Origin of the sequence: Geomesophilobacter sediminis, assembly GCF_016458275.1 — a bacterium.
GTDB classification, from domain to species: Bacteria; Desulfobacterota; Desulfuromonadia; order Geobacterales; family Geobacteraceae; genus Geomesophilobacter; species Geomesophilobacter sediminis.
Map to the genome: position 1 here is coordinate 96000 of NZ_JAEMHM010000021.1, position 18573 is coordinate 114572.

15 protein-coding genes are annotated in these 18573 nt (G+C 61.3%); 13 read left to right on the forward strand and 2 right to left on the reverse strand.

The window, feature by feature from the left end:
• On the reverse strand, positions 1–1254 hold the full coding sequence (locus tag JFN93_RS21310; RefSeq protein ID WP_199386165.1) for an SAM-dependent methyltransferase: 1254 nt from the start codon (positions 1252–1254) through the stop codon (positions 1–3).
• A 278-nt stretch (positions 1255–1532) separates the two neighbouring features.
• Here JFN93_RS21310 and JFN93_RS21315 point away from each other — a divergent pair, with 278 nt between their 5' ends.
• The 6 genes from JFN93_RS21315 (at position 1533) to JFN93_RS21340 (ending at position 7390) form a co-directional block, all read left to right on the forward strand.
• Positions 1533–2186, forward strand: a complete 654-nt coding sequence (locus tag JFN93_RS21315) for a YajG family lipoprotein (RefSeq protein WP_199386166.1) — start codon at positions 1533–1535, stop codon at positions 2184–2186.
• A 110-nt stretch (positions 2187–2296) separates the two neighbouring features.
• On the forward strand, positions 2297–3409 hold the full coding sequence (locus tag JFN93_RS21320; protein ID WP_199386167.1) for a two-component system sensor histidine kinase NtrB: 1113 nt from the start codon (positions 2297–2299) through the stop codon (positions 3407–3409).
• Between the two features lie 344 nt (positions 3410–3753).
• Positions 3754–4602, forward strand: coding sequence for a GerMN domain-containing protein (locus JFN93_RS21325; protein ID WP_199386168.1), 849 nt, complete (start codon positions 3754–3756; stop codon positions 4600–4602).
• Between the two features lie 116 nt (positions 4603–4718).
• Positions 4719–5141 carry a heavy-metal-associated domain-containing protein gene (locus JFN93_RS21330; protein WP_199386169.1) on the forward strand — a complete coding sequence of 141 codons (423 nt, stop codon included), beginning with the start codon at positions 4719–4721 and terminating at the stop codon, positions 5139–5141.
• A complete protein-coding gene (locus JFN93_RS21335) occupies positions 5138–5608 on the forward strand; it encodes a DUF2318 domain-containing protein (RefSeq protein ID WP_199386170.1) in 471 nt (156 codons plus the stop codon). The genes JFN93_RS21330 and JFN93_RS21335 overlap by 4 nt, the downstream gene beginning before the upstream one ends.
• A gap of 453 nt (positions 5609–6061) precedes the next feature.
• Positions 6062–7390: a fibronectin type III domain-containing protein gene (locus tag JFN93_RS21340; RefSeq protein ID WP_199386171.1), complete on the forward strand. Its 1329-nt coding sequence runs from the start codon at positions 6062–6064 to the stop codon at positions 7388–7390.
• Between the two features lie 519 nt (positions 7391–7909).
• Here the strand turns inward: JFN93_RS21340 and JFN93_RS21345 are convergent.
• Positions 7910–8395 (reverse strand): hypothetical protein, encoded by a 486-nt coding sequence (locus tag JFN93_RS21345; RefSeq protein ID WP_199386172.1) that lies wholly within the window; start codon positions 8393–8395, stop codon positions 7910–7912.
• 342 nt (positions 8396–8737) lie between these two features.
• On the opposite strand from JFN93_RS21345, the gene JFN93_RS21350 reads away from it, so the two are divergent.
• The 7 genes from JFN93_RS21350 (at position 8738) to JFN93_RS21380 (ending at position 18293) form a co-directional block, all read left to right on the forward strand.
• Positions 8738–9364, forward strand: coding sequence for a hypothetical protein (locus tag JFN93_RS21350; RefSeq protein WP_199386173.1), 627 nt, complete (start codon positions 8738–8740; stop codon positions 9362–9364).
• Between the two features lie 460 nt (positions 9365–9824).
• Complete coding sequence (locus JFN93_RS21355) at positions 9825–11189, forward strand: cytochrome c3 family protein (protein WP_199386174.1); 1365 nt, start codon at positions 9825–9827, stop codon at positions 11187–11189.
• A 40-nt stretch (positions 11190–11229) separates the two neighbouring features.
• The gene (locus tag JFN93_RS21360) at positions 11230–12375 is read left to right on the forward strand and encodes an NHL repeat-containing protein (RefSeq protein WP_199386175.1); all 1146 of its coding nucleotides are present in this window, start codon (positions 11230–11232) and stop codon (positions 12373–12375) included.
• 140 nt (positions 12376–12515) lie between these two features.
• Complete coding sequence (locus JFN93_RS21365; protein ID WP_328754550.1) at positions 12516–13148, forward strand: cytochrome c3 family protein; 633 nt, start codon at positions 12516–12518, stop codon at positions 13146–13148.
• A gap of 4 nt (positions 13149–13152) precedes the next feature.
• On the forward strand, positions 13153–15207 hold the full coding sequence (locus JFN93_RS21370; RefSeq protein ID WP_199386177.1) for a hypothetical protein: 2055 nt from the start codon (positions 13153–13155) through the stop codon (positions 15205–15207).
• Between the two features lies 1 nt (position 15208).
• Positions 15209–16360, forward strand: a complete 1152-nt coding sequence (locus JFN93_RS21375) for an SMP-30/gluconolactonase/LRE family protein (protein WP_199386178.1) — start codon at positions 15209–15211, stop codon at positions 16358–16360.
• Between the two features lies 1 nt (position 16361).
• On the forward strand, positions 16362–18293 hold the full coding sequence (locus tag JFN93_RS21380; RefSeq protein WP_199386179.1) for a cytochrome c3 family protein: 1932 nt from the start codon (positions 16362–16364) through the stop codon (positions 18291–18293).
• The last annotated feature ends 280 nt before the right edge of the window (positions 18294–18573 follow it).

Here is an 18573-nt window from a genome sequence, read left to right on the forward strand (position 1 = left end):
TCACCGTACCCGTAGATGGTCCCTGGTCCACGGGACGTCGTTGCTGGCGGAACGGGCGAATACCGCCTGGTAGAGCTGCAGCGTCCCCACCTCGAAGCTCGCGATCGAACTGGCCAGGTAGAGCCGCCAGGCGCGGACGAAGCTTTCGTCGAACATGCGGGCGATGCGGGAGCTGTTGTTCTCGAACCGTGCCAGCCAGTGCTGCAGCGTCTTGGCATAGTGCAGGCGCAGGTTTTCCAGGTCCAGCAGGGAAAGTCCGTTTGGCTCGAAGATCTCCATCATCTCCCGGACCGTCGGAGGATAGCTCCCCGGGAAGATCCGCTTTTCGATCCAGTCGCTCATCGGCTCGGCGACGTTTTGGCCGATGGTGTGGATGAGTCCCATGCCGCGGTCGGTAAGGGTGCGGTCGATCACCGCGCCGAGCTGCCGATACTGCCCCGGGCCGACGTGCTCCAGCATGCCGACCGAGACGAAGGCATCGCAGGTGCCGGTGATGTTGCGGTAGTCGTCCTCGACGTATTCCACCCCCTCGATCCCCTCGCGCCGCGCGGTTTCCCGCGCATAAGCCACCTGTTCCCGCGAAATGTTGAAGGCCCGCACCTTGGCGCCGTAGCACTTGGCCATGTAGCGCGCCAGGCCGCCCCAGCCGCATCCCGCCTCGACCACCCGGTCTCCTTTTTTCAGGCGGAGCTTCCGGCAGACCAGCTCCATCTTCGCCTCCTGGGCCTGCTCGATGGAGAGCGCGGCATCGGGGAAGTAGGCGCAGGTGTACTGCATTTCCTGGTCGAGCCAGAGGCGGTAAAAGTCGTTGCCCAGATCGTAATGATGATGGACGTTGTTGCGCGAGCGGGTCAGGGTGTTTCGCCCCGGCCGGCAGATGAGCCCCATTGACCGGGAGCGGCGGCGCACCTGCCCGGGACGGCTCATGGCCCCGAGGACCGTTTCCAGAAACGGGACCAATCCGCCTTCCACCTCCAGGTTGCCGGCGCTGTAATCATCGCCGAAATAGGCGAGCGGGTTGGCGAGCAGGCGCAGCAGGGCCATCCTGCTGTTGATCCGCACCCCGACGGTGGCTTTGTCGCTCAGGCAAAACTCGCTGTCATCCCACAGGATGATCCTGATATTGGGGATGCCTAACCCCCGGAGCAGAGCGTGCATGAGGAACCGGTCAAACTGATTGGATCTGCCGGCCTCCTTGGTGCAATTTCGAAACAGCGGCGACGGTCCTACGCCATATCCACGAGTACTTTCCATTCCAGTCTCCCTTGGACGTCACTGTCGGTCGTTTTAGACAATACTCATAATTCTCGGTTTTCCGCCCTGATTGTCAAGCGGCCCCCCGCAGATAGTTGGCTGATTCTGTCCCGCCAGACGCAGGCACAATCGCAGCAAACAACATCTGGCAGAGGGGCCGGGGCGTCAGGCACAGAACCCGGGAGCACTCCGGCAGAGGCAGAGATTTTTATGGCTGTAAATTTGATGAAAAGATGTTAAATAAAAAGTCTTTAAAGTTTGAGCGAAACGGAGGAGCTATGACTGGAATCGGGAATCTCTGGGGGCGGTTGCTTCTGTTGGTCACCGTCATTGCCGTCACCGGATGCGCTTCGGTGGACCAGCACGTTACCACGACCTACGCTCCGGCGTCCGGCGTCGTGGGGGGAAGCGGCGTGATCTACGTGACGGCTTCCGGGCGGCCGGAACGGCCGCGGGACGCGCACGTCGAATGGGTGGTGGGGCAGGTGAAAAACGACAGCGGGGAGAAGACCGGCGAGATCCTGAGCCGGCTCCCGCCCGAGGAGCTCCTCATGCAGGCGCTGAGCGCCGAGCTTTCCTCGGCGGGATACCAGGTGGTCAGTGTCAACTCGCTCACCCCCGAGATGACCAAAGGGGTGGACGTCACCCGGATCGTGGTGAACCTCGATGTGATCCGGACCTCGTTCAAGGCCACCGCGAACAGCTCGCTCGCCTACGACGTCGACCTTTTGAAAAATGGCTCGCGCTTCAAGAAGCTGCACTACAGCTTTTCCCTTACCGACACCGCGGTCTCCGACAAGGACCGGATTGCCGACCAGGTACTGCAGCAATCGCTGCAGCAGTTGATGAAACAGTCGGTGCCGGAGATCGTCCGCGCCCTGGAACAGGCCGCCCTGGAGAAAAAGCGGAACCTGGCCGGCGCGCAGCCTTGAGGCAGAAGGGTGGAGCTTTGCGAAACTGCTGGATTATTTTCTGCCGAGACTATATAAACGGGAGGTCTGAAGGAAGATCGGGACGCGGTATCGCTAGATGAAGGGGAACCATGGGGAAGCGGGATCTAATCCGGATTGCCACACTGATCACCTGTGTCATTGGCATCAGTCTGCTGCATTACTTAACGCCGCTTCGGCTGCCGATGCTGCACGACATCTTCCAGCGCCTCTACTATCTGCCGATCATCCTCGCTGCCTTCTGGTTCGGTTTCAGGGGCGGGCTCGGCTGCGCCATCCTGGTGACCTTCTGCTACGCGCCGCACATCCTGTTCCAGTGGGGCGGGCACCTGGCCATGGAAATGGAGAAGTACCTGGAGGTGCTGCTCTACAACATCGTCGGGGGGATCACCGGGTTCCTTTCCCAGCAGGAGCAGGCCCGCCGCCAGCAGCTCGAGGCGACGGCCACGGGGCTGGAGGAATCCTACCGCCAGCTGCGCAGCCAATCGGAGACCATCATCAGCATCGAGGAGCAGCTGCGGCGGGCCGAGCGGCTTTCGGCGCTCGGTGAGCTCTCCGCGATGCTCGCCCACGAGATCCGCAACCCGCTTGCCTCGATTCGGGGGACTGCGGAAATCCTGGCGGACGACCCCTCCCTGGGGCCGCAGAAACGCGAGTTTCTGCAGATCCTGGTCAAGGAGTCGGACCGGCTCAACCACGTGGTCGAGGATTTTCTGCGCATCGCCCGTCCCGGTCCTTCCACTACCGTCGAGTGCGACGTGGTCGAGGAGCTGCGCAACATGGTGGCGCTCCTTTCCGCGGAGGCCCGGGGACGTCAGGTGACCCTGGAGCTGCGCGGCACCCCGGTCCCTCCTTTCCGGGGCGACTGCGAAAGGCTGCGTCAGGCGTTTATGAACCTCATGCTGAACGCCATCCAGGCTTCTCCGGCCGGATCGACGGTCGTCGTCGCCACCGCCCCGGCTGAAGCGGGAAACGCCATCGCGGTGAGTATCAGCGACCGGGGGGCCGGGGTCGACCCCGCTTTGGGCGACAAGATCTTCGAGCCGTTTTTCACCACCAAGGGAGGGGGGACCGGTCTCGGGCTTCCCATTACGAAAACGATCGTGGAAGGGCAGGGGGGGCGGATCGAGGTTCGGAGCGAGCCGGGGCAGGGGGCGACCTTCACCGTGGTGCTGCCGCTTTCCCGGGAGAACCTGCCCGGATGAGCTCAGGATGTTTTAAGGCAGGAGTGCTACCTCGACGGGTAGGGCTTCTGCCTTTTGTTTTTGGGTATATCCCCCAACGAAGTATTGCTGGCCTTGAACAAAAGCCCGACCAAGTCCCCCTTTGCGAAGGGGGATTTAGGGGGATTTGCCTCTAAGGTTCAGCCCTTACGAGAGTTTGAACCGACAACCTTAAAATCAAATCCCCCCTGCCCCCCTTCGCAAAGGGGGGTAACTGCACCATGGTGTAGTCACTAGAGGATGTTTTCTGCTTTTCCTGTCATCGCGAGTGTTGCTGCTGCGTTTAACGTACCGTAATTGCTGGTATTGATTGGACTGGAGTCTTGATGAAAAGATTGATGTACCTGGTTGTTGTCGCGCTCTTGGCGCTGGCCGCCACCTCCTGTCGCCGGGACGGCGGCTCCGGCGAGCGTCCGGTGCCGGTTTCGGCAACGCCTGCCTACGAGAAGTATTTCGGCTCGGCTCCCTCCTCTACCCGCGGGGAATGCTTTGCCTTCGTCATCTATTTCCCGTCCGGGGTGGAAAAAGGGAAGCTGGTGCCGTTTCCCTTTTTCAGCTTCGACAAGCCGACCCTCAAGAAGGTGGCGGTGGAACGGCTGGTAACGGGGATGGAGATCCCTGCGTACCGGGGGGAGTTGCTCAATCCCTTCCCGCCCGGGACGCACCTTCTGGCCCTTTCCGAACGAAACGGCCTCGTTACGCTGGAAATGAGCAACCAGGGGCCCAGCGATCGGGTGCTCCGGCAGGCGGGACGGGAGGCCCTGGCCCTAACCCTGAAGCAGTTTGCCGGGGTGAAGACGGTCGACCTGATCCGGGACGGGGATCGGACCCGCCTGAAGCTCCCCGCCGAGGCTGCGGTTCGGGAGCCGGGGCCGCCCCGGTTGCTTTCGGTGGTCGCCAACAAGGGGAAGGGGAGAAAAACGGTGGAGGAGGTGAGCGTGCTTTTCGACCGACCTCTCAAGATCCGGGAGCTGGTGCTCACCGATGGCCAGGGCAAGGGTTTTCCCGGCGAACTCTTTCATTCGGTCTTCGACATGGCCGCGGTACTCAAGCCGCGGGAGCCGGCCCGGTTCCAGGCGGGAATGCCGCTGCGGGTCCGGTGGAAGGTGGTGGACCGGAAGGGGAGGGAGGGCAAGGGGGACACCCTGATCCCGCTTCAAGTTCATGAGCAGTGAACTTTCCGGCTTCCAATAAAATACGCAATATCGTAGAATCACGCGGAAGATGACGGCCCCGCCGATAGTACCCGTGCTTTTGCCGGCCAGGCCGCCAGCAACCTTCGAGACCTGAAATGAAAAAGTATCTTCTGAACAGCCTGCTGCTGTCGGCGGTGGTGGGGCTCCTGATCTTCTGTGCCGGCTACCTTCGGATCGGCTCCGGTGCCGATGCGGTGGTGGTACTCACTACCTCCGGCATGAGCTGCGGCAGCTGTGCCGGCCGGGTGGAGGCTGCCCTGCGCGAGGAGCGCGGCGTTGTCGCCACCGAGGTCGATCTGGAGGCGGGGCGGGTAACGGCCGGGATCGACTCCAAAAAGGTGAGCCCGGAGCGGATAGCCATCGTGGCGAGTGCGGCAGGCTTTGCCAGCACGGTCCGGTCGGTTCTGTCCCCGGCGCAGTTCATGGCCCGTTCCGGCCATGAGGTCGGCGCCTCCGGAACCGGCGGCAGAGGATGTTGCGGCAACCAGACTACCAATCCAAAAAGGGGTGATTCATGAATTTGATGAAAAAACGGGTGCTCAGCACGGTGCTTGTCGTACTCCTCCTGCTGGTCGGAGGAACTGCGGCATATAGCTTCAGCATCCCCGGGTTCAGCAAGTACACGAAGGTGAAGCCGGTGAACGGCCTGGTGACCATCCCGGTGGCAAAGGTAAACGACGGCAAGGTCCATTTCTTCCGGCTCGTGGACGGCGGCAAGGAGATCAACTTCTTTGTCGCCAAAGGGAGCGACGGGGCGCTGCATACCGCCTTCGATGCCTGCGATGTCTGCTACAAAGAGAAAAAAGGATACGTCCAGGACAAGGACCACGTGGTCTGCAAAAACTGCAACAAGGCCTTCCCGATCAACAAGATCGGCGCCGCCTCCGCGGGGGGCTGCAACCCCGCCTATCTCCCCTCCAGGATCTACGGCAACAGTATTGCCATTGGCGTTGCCGACCTCAAAGCCGGTGCACGGTTTTTCTAGCCTTCTTTGATACGGGTGCATCGCCGCGAGGTCGACGATGCACCCGACCTTCACATCCCTGACTTAAAAAATTCTACGAGAAATGATGTCGCGAATTCGCGGAGCCTCTGTCTGGCCTGCAGGGGCGGGTGGGAGGTAAGTCGTTAAAGTGACTTCGGTTGCCAGCCGCGGCGGTTTTGGGCGGTAGGCGAAATGACCGAGTTTTTGAAAGGCGCATCTCGCCATATGGCCGTCGGTCCGCGCTCGGAATCGCCATATGGCTGGAAATCGCCGGTGGATTGTGGTATAAAGGCCCGCGCTTTGGCTGCCGGTCGGGTCGGAACGGTTCTTGCTAAAAGTTGATGGTCTGTATGCTCGCAGGGAGCATCGGGTCACTCGTTCCGGACCTGCCGCATCGACGGTTGTCGGGCCTGGACATCGGGCAGCATAAAACTAGACAAGGAGAGGCCGGGTATGAAGTTACTGAAGTTGTTCGTTCTTGTGGTGTTCACCGCATTGAGTTTGACCGCATGTGGCGGTGGTGGCGGTGGTGGCGGCACTACTACCGGCGGTGGCGGCGGTGGCGGCGGTGGCGGTGGCGGTGGCGGGAGCGCCCCGAGCGCGCCGACTGGCGTTACGGCTGTTGCGGCAACCAACCAGGTGCAGGTAACCATTAGCTGGCAGCCTTCCGATACGGCGACCTCGTATGTGGTGTATTACTCCACCAGTCCGAGCGTGACCAAGGCAACCGGGACCCCGATCCCCGTGGCAGCCAGCGGAACCGGCACCCAGTCCTACATTCAGACTTCCGGGCTCGTCTCCGGTAACACCTATTACTACCTGGTAACCGCGGTCAACGCCAACGGGGAATCCGCAGCGTCGACCCTTTCCTCCGGTGCCGTGACGGTGACGGTTCCCTCGGCCCCGGCTGGCCTCCAGGCTACGGCACACGACGGTTCGGTGAGCCTCACCTGGACCGGCAATGGTGCCGACTCCTACAAGGTCTACTACTCCAATATCTCCCCGGTCGCGCTGACGAACCCGGTGGCGGTTAACAGCGGAACCTCCACGAGCATCAGTGGTCTTACCGACGGCAACACCTACTACTTCGTCGTCACCGCGGTCAAAGGTTCGCTGGAGTCGGTGGCCTCGGGTGAGGTCCCCTGCGTTCCCTCCGTGACCCCGGCCCTGCCGAACCCGACCAACGTCGTGGTGTCGACCCTGCAGGGGGTTGTTGTCCCCCCCGCAACTACTGCCCCTAACCAGGCTTGGGTGCGGTGGTCGGCGGTACCGGGTGCTGCCTCGTACAACGTTTACCGTTCTACCTCGAGCGGCTTCAGCATCGGAGCCGGCACCAAGATCGATTCCAAAACCACGACCTCTTCGACGCTGAACCTGCCGACGGACACCGATACCTACTACTTCCTGGTCACCGCGGTAGATTCCAACGGGATCGAGTCGGCTCCCTCTGCGGTGGGCGTGTCTCTGCCGCTCGTGTTCACCGACACGATGATTGCCAGCAAGGTGGTCACCTACGTCGGCAACACGAAAGCGGACCAGATCACCTTCAACTGTGCCGCAGACGGAACGGTCCAGTATCGCGCCACCATTGACGGCACGACCACCAGCGGCACCGGTGCCTGGTCGGTCAGCGGCCCCCTTTTCACGGTTAACACCTCGGTCGCGCTGCTGACGTTCGACTACCAGATGTTCCAGCTCACCAGTGGGCAGCCGATGGTAGCGAAGGCGCAGTTCTACTACAGCAGCCAGTCGCGTGACACCGGCGTGCTGACCATCAACTAGTTTTCTTTTCTTGCAGCTGATATGCAGAGGGCCGGGATTTCATCCCGGCCCTTTTTTTATGGTGAATTGACCCCAAACACGGGCAATGCTTGCTCTGGGCAAAAGACCGATAAAGTCCCCCTTTGCGAAGGGGGATATAGGGGGATTTGCCTCTAGGGTCCGATGTTTAGGAGATTCCGAAACCTCAAGACCAAATCCCCCCTGTCCCCCCTTTGTCAAAGGGGGGATCAAAGGGTTTAGGGGACTATTTCGTTTTTCTCAGCGGTGTCCGGTTGCATTGTTGCATCAAGACCTTGCCGTCCCTCGCCCTCCGGGTGAGGGACGGGGTGAGGGACATCTCCTTCGCAAAGGGACTTCATCGGCTTCTGTCTGAGCCAAGATCTATGCAGGTGGCTTGATCGAAGTCTTGGTGAGGTGAGCTTGAGGGGCGGGGGACAAAAAAGCGAGGCCGGAATCGTTGATTCCGGCCTCGCTGGTTACCCGCTCGAAGCATCTTTCGCCGAGCTCGTCCGGATGAGGTCAAGGCACGGTGGTCAGCTTGATCGTCGTGGTGTAGACTCCGGCCGTGGAGTAGGTTCCGAGAACGACCTTGGTGTAAACCGAGGCGTTCTGGGTAAGAGTCGGCTTTATGTAGACTTTTAAAGTATCGCCGGGTTTTACCGTAGCGAGGGTTGTGCCATCCCCGAGGGTGTTTAAAACGTACGAGCTACCGTTAATCAGAACTGCGGTACCGGCACCCGCAGGTGTTGACCGGAGGCTGAGTGGCCAACCTGTCGCGCTGGTGCCGTTGATAGTGACCTCGGGAGTTTCGAAATCTTGCAGCGGTGCGTTCGCCAGTGTCACGGTTTGAGCCGGCCAGCTGAAGGTCGGGGTGGGGCTCGTGCTTGCGGTGCTGTTGTTATTGAACGTCTTGCCCGAATCGTCGGGGAACCAATCGACACCGCAGCCTGCAAGCAAAAGTCCCACTGCGATCATGCCGATCCATCTCGTTTTTCTTGCCTTCACCCGCCACCTCTTTCAATGCGTTGCCTCGCGCTCATTCTCATCGCCACCTCGACAAAACTTCAATGGCAGGGTTCTCTTCCCGGTGGAAGAAAAGGGCCTCAGGGGACAGCGCGCATCCGTCCTGGATCTGTTGGGGCGGGTAAGTCCGGGGAGATCTCCCAAGACGGCGCCGCAGCGACATAAACCGGCGTCATGATAGCAATGCCCGCCAGATAAATCAACGTTTTTAGGGGCGGCTCCGGAAGTGAAATCGGCGCCTTGCGCCGGGATTTCTTGACACTCTTCGACCCGGGGGTGTATTAACAAGGAGAACGAGGTTACCTTCCAAGGTGGTGGCAAGCCATGAGCAAAGACAAAGACGAGCGCAAAAGAAGCCATTTGAAGCTCGTAGTAAACAATACGGAGAATCGCAGCGCTCGCCCCTCCGGCGAAGTCGACTTCATTCCCCTGGATGAGCTCATCGCGAACCGCGACCAGTTCCGCGCCGCGTTCTATGAAGGGGTAGGGCGGCTGCAGGGTAAAGGCTACCAGGCCCTGGAGCGCTTTCTGCAGGGCCGGAACATCCCATACGGCATCGACCCTTTGCACGGCCGGGTGATGGTCATACCCGCCACCGTACTCTCCGCCGAAGCCGCCGAATACGGCTCGGCGCAGGACGAGGTTCTGGTCGCCATCTCCGAAGACGCCACCGGTGCCGGCTTGTGCCTGTCGCTGGAGATGATCCTCCCGTATTTCAGCGAGGACGATGCCGTCATGGAGGAGGCGCTCCTCACCGCGCCGGTGCTCCAGTACGGAGCGCTCTTTCTCGAAGAAAACCCCCACGACCAGCTGCTCGACCTCATCTACCGGCTGGCCGTCCCGCTCTACCCGCCGGCTTTCACCTCCCGCCTCGCCAACCGGGTATTTTCCATCTTCACCCACGAACTGCGCGAGACCTTCGCCGCCCTTTCCGACTACCCCGATCAGTGATATCGCGAAAACGCGACCTCGCCCCCGAAGTCGCGCGTCCCGGCACCTCCCTTCTTAAAACACGCTAAGCTCCAGGTCCTTAAGTTGTTTTTAACCGCTCCTTTCGCGGTGCAGGCTTTTCTGTTGAAAAGATTTCTCAATTCTGTTAAGTATCTGGGGCGTTTTTGCGTAGTTACCCGTCAGATGGCCTAAAGGCTAACTGCATACAATCGGGCCCGTTCCGGAACCGGAAGGGAGCCGCGCAGAAATAGAACGGACCCCGCCGCCTGCAGGGGCTGAGCCGGGAACCGTTTTTGCAGGGACATCACATGATTTTGGGGCCGGGGACAGCCACTCCTTTGTCAACCGGACCCTATCCATAAGCGTTTTATGGGGGCCGGAGCGGTCCCGACGCTCCCCCTGGGCCACGGGGAGGGGCGATTTTTTTCGCGTTTTATCTCACCTGGAGTGGAATGTCCTTATGAAGGTAGCTCCGTACGTTTCCCTGGCCCTGGCCTTTGTCGCCCTGTGCATCGCCAATCCCGCGCTCGGCGCCTCCTCCTGTGTTACCTCCGCATGTCACGCCACCATAAGCAACGGCACCATGGTGCACGCCCCGGTCAAGGAGAACGACTGCACCTCCTGCCATACCCAGCGTGCCAAGGAACACCCGATCAAGCAGGGGAAAAGCTTCGAGCTTGCCGCCCAGGGGGCCGACCTCTGCAGCCAGTGCCACGACAAGAAGTTCACCATGAAGGTGGTGCACCGGCCGGTCAAAAAGGGGGAATGCACCTCCTGCCACCAGCCGCATGCCTCCTCCGGTAAGGCCCTGCTCAACATGGGGGACAACCAGACCGACTTCTGCCTGCGCTGCCACACCCCCGGCCCCTTCCAGCAACGTTACATGCACGGTCCCGCCGCGGTCGGCACCTGCAACGAGTGCCACGACCCGCACCAGTCCAACGAGAAGGCCCTGCTCAAGGGGCAGGTCCGCGACCTCTGCCTCAAGTGCCACGCCGATTTCGACAAGACGCTGCGCGACGCTCCCATGGTCCATCCGCCGGTCAAGGTCGGTCCCTGTACCTCCTGCCACAACGCCCACGGCAGTGCGACCATGTACTTCCTCAACAAGAAACTGCCCGACCTCTGCATCGACTGCCACGGCAACATCGGCAAAAAGCTCAAGGTCGTCAAGGTCCCGCACAAGCCGGTCATGGCCGAGGGGGGCTGCACCAACTGCCATGCCGCCCACATCTCCAAGGCCAAGGGGATGCTGGCCGCCGACGAGATGGCGGTCTGCCTGAGCTGCCACGACAAGGAACTGGGCCAGCCGCCGCTGCGCAACATCAAGAAGGACCTGGAAGGGAAAAAGTTCCTCCACGGCCCCATCAAGAAAGGGAGCTGCAAGGCCTGCCATGACCCGCACGGGTCGGAGTACTTCCGCATGCTGCCCGGGGCGTATCCCGCCAGCCTCTATGTCCCCTACAAGGATGGTCTCTACGACGCCTGCCTCAAATGCCACGAGAAGAACCTGCTCCGTTTTCCGGAGACTTCCCTCTACACCAAGTTCCGTAACGGCAAGCGGAACCTCCATTTCGTCCATGTCGCCAACAAGCAGAAGGGGCGGACCTGCCGCATCTGCCACGAGCCGCACGCAGGTGACCTCGACAAGCTGATCCGAAAAGAGGGGTACAAGTTCGGCGAGTGGAAGATCCCGCTCAATTTCACCGTTACCGAGAATGGAGGGAGATGCGCTCCCGGATGTCACAGGGCCTTCGTCTATGACCGCGAGAAGCCGGTCCGGTACGGTGGGTACTCCAGTGGCAAGTACTACGTCGTGAAGTAGACCGATGCAACCAAGGAATCAGGAGCAAGGAGTAGTCGAGATGAAAGGAAACAACCTCACGTCAAAGTCGATGGTAGGAAAGGTTCTCCGGGTTTCACTCTATGTCGCGCTGCTGGCAGGTCTTCTCTCCGGTTGTGCCGCTGAGAACAAGTGCAGCTACAACTGGGAGACCCCGATCTTTTTCCCGCCTGCGCCTGACGAGCCGCACATCCAGTACCTTACCGGCATCAACTCCAGTGAAGACATCGGAACGATCAAGAAGCAGAGCTCCTTCTCCCTTTTCATGTCCGGGTCTGAGGCACCGGAGGTCATCAAACGGATCGGCAAGTCCTACGGGATCGTTGCTCGAAACGGGAAACTGTACATTGCCGAAGGTATGAACGGGCGGGTCGACATCATCGACGTCGAGAAGGGAACCTTCGAGCAGCCCGCGGGTCTCAGCATTCCCAAGGGGATGCTCAAGTACCCGGTCAATCTCACCCTCGACGACGAGGGATACCTCTACGTCGCCGACACCGCCCGCAAGGAAATCGTCGTCTACGATCCCAACGGCAACTACTCGCGCGCCATCCCGGAACTCTGGGACAAACGCTCCAAGGTCGTTGACGTCAAGGTCTTCAAGGGGAACCTGCTGGCGCTCGACCTGGGCGCGGGACGGCTCCGGGTCCTGGACCGCAAGACCGGCGAGCAGATCAGCGAGATGGGGTACATCGAAAAGCCGGACCAGAGCCTGCGGCTCCCCTCCAACATGGTGATGAACGACAAGGGGGAGATCTTCATCTCCAACATCGGGAACAACCGGGTCATGAAGTACGACTTCGACGGTAACTTCCTGGGCGCTTTCGGCGGAGGCGGCGACACCGTCGGATCCTTCGTAAAACCCAAAGGTATCGCCCTCGGCCCGGAGGGGTTCATCTACGTGGTCGACGGGGGAACCAACGTGGTGCAGGTCTTCGACGACAAGTTCCGTCCGCTGACCTATTTCGGCTGGCCTGGGCTCCCCTACGGGTCGCTCAACGGTCCGGCCGGGATCGCAATCACTACGGACCACATCGATTACTTCAAAAAGTACGCGGCTCCCGGCTTCAATATCGACTACCTCGTCTTGGTGGTCAGCCAGTTCGGGCAGGAGTACTGTATTCCCCGCATCTCGGTCTACGGGATCGGCGGAATGGCCAAGAAATAGGATCTGGAACCGGAGCTAGGGCCTAGGGGCCAGGGGCTAGGGAGAGAGCGGTTGTGAACACCGGCTCGGGCTCCAAGGTTTCCGGTCAGTTCCCTGCTGATTACGACGGGTAGCCGATGGGATCGTTGCGAAATACAGAAGTGGCATTCAACGAGGAGGGGGGCGAGCCCGCGAACACGCCAGGGGTGCGCCTGCGGCGTTACTGGTTCCGCTCGGCCGCTGCCTTCCTGGCCGCTGCGGTGCTGCTGGTTCTTGCCGGTTGCGACCCCCTGACCGTCCACAAGGTGACTACCACCATCTTCGACGGCGTCCCCAGCATGCCTCCCGCAGAACAGTACTGCAAGGACTACCATGAGCGGGCCTTGAAGGAGGAGGCGGACGCCGCGCTCAAGGCGCGCCTGGCCCAGAGAAAGACGGCGGCCTCCTCGCACCCCCCCTACGCCCAGAAGCGCTGCAGCAACTGCCACGACAAAAACACCGAGTCCGGTTTTGTCACTCCGGCCGACGAACTCTGCGCCCACTGCCACAAGAACTTTCCCCAGGGGGAATATCTGCACGGGCCGGCGGCGGTCGGCGCCTGTCTCAAGTGCCATGTCCCCCACACCTCGGACAATCCGAGCCTCATCGTGAAGCCCAAGTCGGAGATCTGCGGTATCTGCCACGTCGAATCCCGGCTGGCTGACTCGATGCACAAAAAGGTGATCAGCAACGGCATGTACTGCACCGATTGCCACGATCCCCACGGCGGCAGCAACCGCTACTTCCTAAAGTAGCCGCATGGTACGGCGGATCCTCCTCATAGCGCTCGTTGCAATGCTGGCCCTTTCCGGCGTCGCACAGGGGAGCGGTGACGACGAACTGGTCCAGAAACGGGCGCTCATCATCCTGGGCGATTTCCAGCAGTGGGTGAGCCTGCGCTATCTGTACTCGGGGAACAAGTCCACCGGTTTCGCCGGCTCCTCCTCGCATGAGTTCTTAGAGGATTACAACTCCAGCTTCGGTTTCGACATCCTCAATCCCCATTTTTTCAACGCCAACCTGAACTTCTCGCTCGGCCTGGACCAGAACCGGTACGACTCCCAGGGCTCCAACTGGGGGGACAGCGTCCGCTACAACTATCAGTTCACCGGGGCGGGGCTGGACCGGAGCGTGACCCCGTTCACCATCAGCACCTACCAGAACACCGACCGGGTACAGGCTCCCTTCTCGCCGTCCTATACCGCCACCACCTCCGGCACCGACCTGCAGGTCGATCTCCGCAACGTCTTCCTCCCCTCCACCTTCCGCTTTTCGCGGATCGGGACCGAGACCACCGGCGGGGGCAACGACACCAATGCGGTCACCAACACCTTCAGCTACACCGTCAGGCATCAGTACCAGGACTGGGTGCACAGCGGGCTGGCCTTATCCATCAGCGAGGGAACGGCGAGTTCGTTCGGCGGAGGCTCGCTGGACACCCGGGCCTACTCCCTTTCGGCGAACAACGCCGTGCAGTGGGGGGCGCGCAGCCAATATTCTCTTGCCTCCACGGTCCAGGTCTCCGAGGCTCTGGACCAGGGGGTGACCCAGCGGAACTTCTCCTGGAATGAAGGGTTCCGGGATGCCCTCGGCAAGAGCCTGGAGTTCCACGCGGTTTACTCTCTCGCCGACAGCACCGTAAGCGGCATCGTCCTCGGCAACAGCGTCGGCAGTGGCGGCGCCACCGACCCGAATGCCGCCGCGACGACGAACCGGACCCGGAGCAACATCGGGGAGGTGGGACTGACCCATCGCTTGTTCGAGAGCCTGACTACGCGCCTTACCGGGAAGGGAACCTACAACCAGCTCCTGGACGGCACCGAGTCCCGCTATTCCGGCCAGGCCGACCTCAACTACACCAAGAAACTCCCCGACAATAACCGGCTGGCCATCAACTTCACCGAGCTCTACGAGGTTATCGACAATCAGCTCGGTTCCCCCTTCGAACTCATCCCCGACGAGCTGCACGCCCAGGTCGCGCAGGGGCAGGTAATCACCCTTGGCGACACCCGGCCGCTGGTCGACGTGATCTCGGTACGCAACCGGATCGTGGACAGCACCGGCAACAGCATCAGCACGATAACCTACCAGTCCCCCCGGGACTACACCTTCGACACCCGGACCGGGCAGATCACCATTACCGTTGGGGGCACTATCGCCACCACCGCGAACCAGGACATTCTGATCTCGTACCGGGTGCAGGTTGACGAGCGCCTCAAGTATTCCAACGAATCCACCACCGTTTCGGCCAATATGACCTTTTTGGGGGGGAGCCATTCCGTGGGCGGCTCCTATTCCTCCCAGCGTTTGTCCCTGATCAGCGGTCCCCCCAACAACAGCCTGCGCAACTCCCGCAACATTCTGGTCTACCTGAACGGGGAGATCCAGCCCCTCACCTACCGGGTGGCTGCGTCCCAAAACCAATTGGGTGACCTGACCTCACGCACCTTCGAGGGGAGCGGCCAGTATTTCAAGGAGGAGGGGAACGCGCGCTACACCGTCGTCGGTTCCGACCGCTACGTGAGCTACGATGCCACTTCCACCACTCGAAGTTACGGTGAGAACACCGCCTCCTGCTCGGTGGGGGGCATGCGTCAGCTCAATCCCTACGCCCGGTTCACCGTGGCGGCGAATGCCTACGACACCCGCAGCGATATCCGCTCTCCCAAGGACATCGTCTCTTTGCGGGGAACGCTGCTGATCGTGGTCAACAGGATGTCTCTCACCGTGGACGGGCAAACTTCCTGGAGTTTCTCCGGAGGGATCGTTACCAGGGAAAACACCGCATCGGTACAGTTACTGAGGTACTTCTGACATGGAACCACGTCCCTTTTCGCATCTTGCCCTGGCGTTTCGTCTGCTCTGCTGCGTCGGCTTCGCGCTGCTGACGGCATGCTCCGGTCCCCGGCCTCTCACCAAAGTAAGTCCGGACCTGACCATGGAATGGCCCGTGGCTGGCGAGGAGACGCGGGTCGCGTGGGTAAGGGACATCACCGGGGCAAAGGACCTGGCGCTCACCAAGGGCTTTTGGACCAGGGTGAAGGAAATGATCACCGGCGCCGAGGATATCGGAATCCAGCGTCCCTACGGCGTGCTGCATGATTCCCGGCACCGGTTATACCTTGCCGATCCGGGGGCGGGGCTGGTGCATTGCTTCGACATCGACGGCGGGCGCTATTTTGTCATCCGCGGCACCAGCGAAGCTCCGATGCAAACGCCGATCGGACTGACCGAAGACGACGCCGGGCAACTCTATATCACCGACTCGGTAGGGGGGGCCGTCTACCGCTACAACCCGGACGAGCGCCGGCTGGCCCCGTTTCTTACCGAGGGGGTGACGCGCCCCACGGGGATCGCCTTCAACCGGGTAAACAAGCTGATCTACGTCTCCGACACGTTGAACAACCGGGTCCTTGCCGTGACCTTGACCGGGGTGATCCGGCAGCGGCTGGGGATCGATCCCGCGGAGGCGCGGCACTCGGCCGGGGAGACCGACTTCAACCACCCCACCGACCTTGCCGTCGACCGGGTCGGGCAGATCTACGTGACCGATTCTCTCAACTTCAGGATCGCCGTCATGACCCCGGAAGGGCTCCTGGTGCGGGAAATCGGTGCGGTCGGCGATGCCAAGGGCCACTTCAGCCGGCCCAAGGGCGTTGCTATCGACAGCGCGGGACACGTCTACGTTTGCGACGCCCTGCGCGACGAGGTACTGGTCTTCGACCCGGAGGGGAAACCGCTCCTTTCCTTCGGCAGGTCCGGCCATGGGCACGGCGGGTTCTGGATGCCCTCCGGCCTTTTTATCGACCGGGACGACTTCATCTACGTTGCGGACACCTACAACAAGCAGGTGCAGGTGTTCCGGTTCCTGCCGCAGCAGAACCAGGGACAAGGCGATGTGTCCAAGGGCGGCCGTCCCTTCGATGCGGAGCTGCAGGTCGCGGATTCCGAAGCCGCAGGGAGGTAACATGTCCATCTCCAAATATTTCACCGCCGCAGCGCTTGCCCTTTGCGCTACCTTTTGCGCCCGAGAGCTGGTCTTTGCCAAGGGGAGCGTCCTCAATTCCCCCCACAACCTCTCCATCTCCGGGGGGGGCGGGGCGCACGCCATCTCCTTCGGCGAGATCCGGGTCTGCGTTTTCTGCCATACGCCCCACAACGCCGTTGCCAATTCCGACTCCGCTCCGCTTTGGAACCGTGCGCTCCCTGCGGCGGGGCAGTCCTACAGCATGTACCAGTCCGACTTCTTCAACCAGAACGTCAACCCGCGCCCCCTGTACCCGACCGGGTCGTCCCGGGTCTGCCTGAGCTGCCACGACGGGACCCTTGCGCTCAACCGGTACGGCGGCAAGGTGCTGAGCGATACCGGGGTCCCCGAGGCGGCGACCACCATGCCCGGTGACACCGACCGGACCAAGAACGCCAATCTCACTACCGACCTCTCCGACGATCATCCCATATCATTCCCCTATACCGACGATCTGGCGGCGAAGGTGGAGTTGGTCTCGCCGACGGCGCTTCCCCCGAACATCAAGCTGGACAAGAACAATAATCTCCAGTGCACCGCCTGCCACGACCCCCACGACAACGAGTACGGCAATTTCCTGGTGATGAACAACGGCGACCCCACCAAGCCGGATTACAACCCCAATGTCACCTCGCCGCTTTGCGTGGCATGCCACACCCCTTCCGGGTGGGACGCAACCTCCCCGCACTACGCCGGGGCCGGGTGTCTGAACTGTCACGCAAGCCACACCTCGCCGGTGAAGGAGTACCTGCTCAATGCACCGGTGGACCAGGTCTGCTTCAACGGAACCGGGTGCCACGGGACCGGCAACCCGGCGGCGCATCCCGTGCCGACCCAGATGATCGCCCAGAGCAAGCAGCTCAACAGTTCCGTCGCACGGCCGGCCTCGGCTGCCCCGGCCCGCCAAAGGGGGCTTTTCGACATGCAGTCGCTCTTTGGCCAGTCCCTGTACAAGCACCCGGTGGGGCAGGTGAAGACCCCGTACAAGCGCAATGAGAGGCTGCCACTGAAGCAGCCGCGCGTGGAATGCGTGGATTGCCACAATTCCCATCTGACCGGAAGCGCTATGCCGGGGGCGGGCACCATGAAGAGATCGCTGAAAAAGGTGCGCGGCGTCAACAAAGACTCGATGGCCACCGTGGAGGCGACGCGGGAGTACGAGATCTGTTACAAGTGCCACTCCGGGCCCTACGCGCTGAAATTCATCGGATTGGATAAGGAGAACCGGGTGATCCAGGACGCGGACCTGCGTAAGCGCTTCGACATCGGCAACCCCTCCTTCCATCCCGTTGCCGCCACACGTCGAGGTACGGGGGCAAGCCTATTGGCCCAGTATCAGACCACGATGCTCACCATCGAATGCACCGACTGCCACAACAGCGACCAGAGCCGCAAGGCGGGGGGGAGCGGGCCGAATGGGCCGCACGCTTCGCGCTATGAGCACATCCTGATTGCCCGTTATGAAATGCCGCCGACCCAGGGGGCGATGGGGCGCGCTAACCAGTGCGGCAGCTACCGTTCCGACTACGCCCTCTGCTTCATCTGCCATTCCGACGATTACGTCATGGTGAGCGGGAGCAAGTTCCGCAACGGGTCCGCCAACCAACACGCCAAGCACGTGGTGGACCAGTGTATTCCCTGCTTCGCCTGTCATGATCCCCACGGCGTCTCGACCCAGGACGGTGCGACGGTCACCAACAACAGCTTCCTGATGAACTTCGATAAGTTCTACGCTTCAAGCCAGTCGGTCCCGTTTCCCCGCTACACCATGACCGGAACCGGGGGGAGCTGCACCGTCAGCTGCCACCCCACCGGGATGGGCTATGACCGCAACGTAGCGGTAATGCCGCGCCGCGTCCCGCGGTTCCGCTAAGGGGCCTATGGAGTCCGACCTTGATACCCCCCTTTGGCAAAGGGGGGCTGGGGGGATTTGCCTTTATATGGCATCATGACCCCCTTCCTCACCCCATTTTGCAACCCGTGCTCTCGCATGCAACGTCCTTGAAGGGGAGGAGTTGCAGCCCCCAGCCTCACTCCTAGCCCTTGACACCCCCCTTTGGCAAAGGGGGGCTGGGGCAGCGTTGTCCGGTTAGGTTTTTGCTTTACGTCGCTTGTTTCTTAAGCGGGTGTTTCTTTTCGATCTCGCTTTGACG

Bases quoted from the DNA above. Each gene is read 5' to 3' on its own strand.
- JFN93_RS21335 (WP_199386170.1), top strand. From the start codon at position 5,138: ATGAATTTGATGAAAAAACGGGTGCTCAGCACGGTGCTTGTCGTACTC.
- JFN93_RS21310 (WP_199386165.1), bottom strand. From the start codon at position 1,254: ATGGAAAGTACTCGTGGATATGGCGTAGGACCGTCGCCGCTGTTTCGA.
- JFN93_RS21320 (WP_199386167.1), top strand. From the start codon at position 2,297: ATGGGGAAGCGGGATCTAATCCGGATTGCCACACTGATCACCTGTGTC.
- JFN93_RS21355 (WP_199386174.1), top strand. From the start codon at position 9,825: ATGAAGGTAGCTCCGTACGTTTCCCTGGCCCTGGCCTTTGTCGCCCTG.
- JFN93_RS21370 (WP_199386177.1), top strand. From the start codon at position 13,153: ATGGTACGGCGGATCCTCCTCATAGCGCTCGTTGCAATGCTGGCCCTT.
- JFN93_RS21380 (WP_199386179.1), top strand. From the start codon at position 16,362: ATGTCCATCTCCAAATATTTCACCGCCGCAGCGCTTGCCCTTTGCGCT.
- JFN93_RS21350 (WP_199386173.1), top strand. From the start codon at position 8,738: ATGAGCAAAGACAAAGACGAGCGCAAAAGAAGCCATTTGAAGCTCGTA.
- JFN93_RS21340 (WP_199386171.1), top strand. From the start codon at position 6,062: ATGAAGTTACTGAAGTTGTTCGTTCTTGTGGTGTTCACCGCATTGAGT.
- JFN93_RS21375 (WP_199386178.1), top strand. From the start codon at position 15,209: ATGGAACCACGTCCCTTTTCGCATCTTGCCCTGGCGTTTCGTCTGCTC.
- JFN93_RS21325 (WP_199386168.1), top strand. From the start codon at position 3,754: ATGAAAAGATTGATGTACCTGGTTGTTGTCGCGCTCTTGGCGCTGGCC.
- JFN93_RS21315 (WP_199386166.1), top strand. From the start codon at position 1,533: ATGACTGGAATCGGGAATCTCTGGGGGCGGTTGCTTCTGTTGGTCACC.
- JFN93_RS21330 (WP_199386169.1), top strand. From the start codon at position 4,719: ATGAAAAAGTATCTTCTGAACAGCCTGCTGCTGTCGGCGGTGGTGGGG.
- JFN93_RS21360 (WP_199386175.1), top strand. From the start codon at position 11,230: ATGAAAGGAAACAACCTCACGTCAAAGTCGATGGTAGGAAAGGTTCTC.